The following is a 5,258-nucleotide window of genomic DNA, read 5'->3' as shown; positions in this document are numbered from 1 at the left end:
TATCAAAATCGAATACTTCTTCTAAACTCTGTGCTTGTGCTTCCGGCATGAGTACAAACATGAAAAGTAAGCTAATTGCGATACCTAATTTTATATTTAATTTCTGCATGATCTCTTTATTTTTTAATTAATTCTTGGGTGTAGCTATTGCCTTCCCGATCGGTAAGTTGTACAATGTATACACCAGACTCTAAATGGCCTAAGCTTAAGCGCAAGTTGCTATGGCTTATTACTTCTGCTTTAACTTGCATTTGTTGTCCTAGCATATTGTAAACAGCTACATTTGCTTTGCCTGTTAAGGCTAAGTTGCTTTGTAGTTGCACTACATCTACCGCTGGGTTAGGGTAGAGGCTAAACCACTTTTTGTCTACATCTTCCATGCTCATGGTTTCTGCATCAAACTTTAAGGAAAAACGTTGACTATCTACCGATTCAGCCACATTGGCATCTACACTAAAGTGATACGCTTCGCCATCTGCTAACAAAGTTTCCGTACCTAAATACGCATCTACCATATACACCTGCACATCACCTAAGTTGCTCAAGTTGGCTACAAAGCTGTAGTTTTGATTACGCCAGTTGTTGGTAAATAACGGAATCACTTCATCATTTTCTGGAAAGTTTCTACGCTGAATGCTAAACAAGCTGTTTTGATTGACAGATGCTAGGTTTTCGTCGATATTCCCCATTTTAGCAATGTCTGCTGCATCTACCTCAGTAATTCCATCGGCGGCAAAACGCAAACGAATGGCATCAATGGTTTTATTTTCTTCATTTTGCAACTCGAATAATAAACTCATTTGATTATTACTTAATGGCGCTGGTTTATTTAACGAAGTTGTTATGTCTTTCACACTTTCAGTAAATGAAATAGTTGAATCTGTTCCTATTAACTGAATAAAGAACGCCTGCCCAGGTTCAATAAATTTAGTAGCATCCGAGCTAGGAGTTGTATCTCCATTTCCTGAAGAAAGTTCATCAATCGTTACAAAAGCTCCACGGGTGTTAATCATTGGGTCCCACACCCAAAGTTTAGTGTCGTCAGCATTGCTGTTATTGGCAGTAAGGACTTCACTAACATCAATTCTAGATTGATAGGGATTGGCAATAAAAGCAAAGGTATTGCTGCCTGCCGTTGCACTTGGGAACATGATATTTATTGTACCTACTATTAAATCGCCTGTAGCGACTAAAGTTGTAGGATTAGGGTCAGCATCATTATCTATGAGTAAATTTGGGTCTCGATCGCCACGTACCATGAGGCGGTAAGGAGCTCCTGCTGTTAAATTAATAGCATTGGTATTGGGTATGGCTTGCCAGCCATTATTAAAATAGAACAAAGAAGGATTACCAGTTTCTGTTTCATCAAATCCGTTGTCTCCAGTTTCTGAACCCGTAATATGTGTACCAATCCCCGTTTCATTAGCACCGCCGTTTTGCCAGTTGTCAAAGATGCTAACACCATCTACGGGACTTGCCACCATCCTAAAGGCGCGTTTTGCGGGGTAGAATTTTTCAGTAATAACGGTTCCTGAAGTTTTGGTATAGTTTCCTTCAATACTTCCCAAGTAAGCATCACCATTAGTAGCATCAGATTTAAAGAGCAAATCGCCATCGTGGGTAAAGTTACCATTAGAAGCAATGTGTTTGCCTGCGGTAATGGTTGTATTGCCTTTAAACTCAATATTAGCTGAATTGGTAGTTTCTAAATTGGCATTGATGTCTATATCATTTCCAAATAACTCAATACCTGCATCGCCAGTGACATCTGCATTAATCGTGATGTTTTTGTCGTTGGTTGCATTACCAATGGTTAAACCTGAAATACTTGTTCCTAAACTTAAGTTAGCCATAGGAAAAGTAACATGACTAGTGAAACTCGTTCCAAATGGAATATAAGCAAAGCTTCCCTGAACATTAAATGTACGTGCTGTGTTAAAAGTGAGATTATTATTGATTAATGTTAAATCAGTATTCGCATTAGTGCTGACATTCCCTCCAAAAGTTAAATTTCCATCCGTTTGTAAGGTCGTATTGTCTTCAAAAGTTATTGTATTACAAGTAATATCTCCTGTTTGGTTATCTGCACCGATGATGATATTTGAAAAACCATCTTCAAAGTTGGTGCTAAAATAGCTTGAAGAAAGCGATAAAGCACCTGTGGCTCCTGCAATGCCAATGTTTGTAGTTTCACTAGTTGGTGTTATAACTAATTCGCCTTCCGATCTAAGTCTTACGCCAGTAGAAATATTAAGTGTATTTGATGTAATTTTTAAATCACCATTACTTAAAGTAGAAGATGGCATCCTAGATTCCATAACTCCATTTGTATAGTCAATTCCTTGTGAAGAGCCATTTGTTCCTGCTGTTCCATGTAGAGAAAGCGAACCAGTATTAACACGGATGGTACCACCATCTAATCGCAAACCATCATTATCTTGATTGGATGTTCCAGAAGGTGTTCCGCCTGAACCAATGATGCTAATATCACCAGACCCAGTGGAGATGATACTGGAATTATTATCCATTCTAACACCATGATTACCTCCTCCGTTAGTTATTGAACTAGTTAGGTTTTGTCCTCCACCAGTTCCTTCTATAAGGATATTTCCACTGGCAAGTATATCTGTTTTTTCTATCCCAACTCCCCAATTACCACGGTTTGTATCTCCACTCGTGCCATTATTTTCAGAACCAATTCCTGAAATTGTAATGTTGTTTCCAGTAAGGTTTAATTTTGTGCCTGATGTGTTGAACCGAACACCAATGCCAAACCTGTAAGTTGTCTGTGTTGATTTTCCTGAAAGGTATAGGTCGCCAGAGCCTGCTAATAAAGCATTTCCAACGGCATTAATACCAGCATAAGTTTCAATTATACCTGTTGCCGTATTAGAAAGACCAACGGCATAGCTATCACCTACAGTTAGTCCATTCCAAGTAGTATTTCCATTTCCTCCACCAATCCAAATATGGCCGTTGTTTGATTCAATGTTGCTTCCATCTCTAAATAGAATTCCTCCTTCTTCATTAGCGTCTGTATCTGACCAAAAGACTAAATCCATTGCCGACCCCGAAGCTGAAATTTCTATATCGTCATCCACTACAATATCTCCTTCAGCTTTAAACGAAAGCACTCTAGAACTAGATAGATTTGGAGTAATGTCAGCACTAATGATTAATTCACCTCCACAGGCATCAATTATTAAATCTCCTGTGTTTTCTAAGTGATTGATGATATCATTCACTGCTATGGTTGATGTCCCTTCAGAAATCAGTCTTCCATTTGTAATACTATAACTGTCACCTGAAGCAGAAGTACCTATGGTTAAATCACCTGCAATACAATCTACTAAAACATTTGAAACAGCAGGGTTTAGAGAAGACGAGGTGAATTTTAACTGTTGGTCTCCACTTCCATTAATAACTAAATTGGAAAAGGTGGCCACGCCATTGGCATCTGTTGTAGCTGTAAGATCTCCACTTAATGTACCATTACCCGATTCTATTGAAGCTGTTATTTCGGTACCAGCCTCTATCACTGTTGAAGCTTGGTCGTCTTGAATAACAACCGTAAAATTAGGGTTTAAAGCTATAGCATCTGTATAAATATTAGGTTCATTGGTGACAGCAAGAGAAGTAGGAATACTAATAGAAGGTTCATTAAAAGCAAAAAAAGCTGGGTCAGATTGACCACTTGCTTGCCATTCTAATTTTGTTGCTTGCGTATAGTTGCTGCTGTTTATGCCAAAATCACTTAATTCAAAAGCCAATAAACGTATGGGGCGTTGCTGATTTGCTGTAATACCAAAAGTACTACTACCACCATCAAGAATATTACCATTCCTAAAGTAAAGATCTGCTCTATAATTACCTACAATTGTTGTATTATTTTGATTAACATCAATGGGGTTCCCTACAATGTTGCCATTAGCATCTACAATTCTTAAGATGTCTTGAGAAGCACCTGGTGCTAATAGTTGGGTAATTAAAATATCTGGTTCTCCATCATTTATATTACTTTGGGTTATTCCATTATTGCTAAATGGGAATGAAAGTACCGTTCCACTTGGTATATTAGCAATGCCAGAACCAAGATCCAATCCATTTTCCCCTTGAGTTAAAAAACTTGCCATGACTTCTTCAGTAGGACATTCGTTGTTTTCAACAGGAAAAGGTGGAGTTGTACTACCTCCATTATCTACGCCATCTACAAGTTGAGCAAGCATGATTAAGTAAGCAACAGAGGGAGAAGGTGGACAACTTCCAACTGTTATTGAGTTAATAGGTAAAGCCCTCCAATTACCCGAAGTAAAGCTAACATTATTTGTTGTTAGCGCATCATCATTTACTCCAGTAGAATATACAGTTCCATCATAGCGAAATGCTAACAAGTTATGAGAATTATCTGGCTCAATAGAATTAATATTATTTTCACTTGAATTCCAGTAACCATTGTAATCGGTCCAAAGGGCATCTACATTCTGCCCAAATGCATTTAACAAGCCAAATAGACTTAATACCAAAAATAGTATTGTAGGTTTTGTAAATTCGTTTAAAATACTTGTTTTCATAATTATAGTTTTCACTTATTTAATGAGTCAAATAAACAATGAATTTAGCAGTTGTAAATAAAAATCATATAGATATCATATAGACAAGACTAGAATTTAACTTATGCAAATAGCTGTATATCAGTTTATTGATGAATAAACAATTTTGTCTATATCAAATCTATGTTTAATTTTAGCAATATTGAAGCCAATATCATAAATAAATTTACTTTGCGATTTAACTCTCCATTTTTAGAGAACTAATACCCATTACTATTTTAAATGTAGCATAAATGCTTCTTAAAATACCAGCCAACAGCAGGCTGGTACATTGGCATTATACCTACATAATTGATATCCAAATTAGCATAATTAAAAAAACCACCCTTCCTTTGCGTAAAAGGTGGTTTTAAAAATAACTCCTAATAATATCTTTACATTCCTTGCTTTAGCATTAACTCAAGCTCTTTTTCAAGTTGTATTTGTTCTCGAAGAAGCAAGATGATGTTTACAAGAATTATAGCAATTGCCAGATATAAAATATATAATAAAATATCGAGCTTGTTGATTTTTTTTAACCGTTTCAGCATGCTTTTATGGCTTTATTTTTTTTATACCAAAATAGCTACCTAAAACTAATCCAGCATATATTAACATGTTAATCGGTGCTTCGGGCACATCGTTTACATTGTCGTTATCAAAATCGAA

At 36.5% G+C, this 5,258-nt stretch carries 1 protein-coding gene; it reads right to left on the bottom strand.

The window, feature by feature from the left end:
• Positions 1 to 116: 116 nt before the first annotated feature.
• Positions 117 to 4,571 carry a T9SS type A sorting domain-containing protein gene (locus IEV72_RS13310; RefSeq protein WP_188459617.1) on the bottom strand — a complete coding sequence of 1,485 codons (4,455 nt, stop codon included), beginning with the start codon at positions 4,569 to 4,571 and terminating at the stop codon, positions 117 to 119.
• Positions 4,572 to 5,258: the final 687 nt, after the last annotated feature.

The sequence above is a fragment of the Psychroflexus planctonicus genome (genome assembly GCF_014640195.1).
In the GTDB taxonomy this organism is placed as follows: Bacteria; Bacteroidota; Bacteroidia; order Flavobacteriales; family Flavobacteriaceae; genus Psychroflexus; species Psychroflexus planctonicus.
The sequence above is the reverse complement of the archived record's forward strand: the minus strand, read 5'-3'. Positions and strand labels throughout refer to the sequence as shown.

Coding starts and splice junctions, on each gene's coding strand:
- IEV72_RS13310 (WP_188459617.1), bottom strand. CDS start 4,571: ATGAAAACAAGTATTTTAAACGAATTTACAAAACCTACAATACTATTT.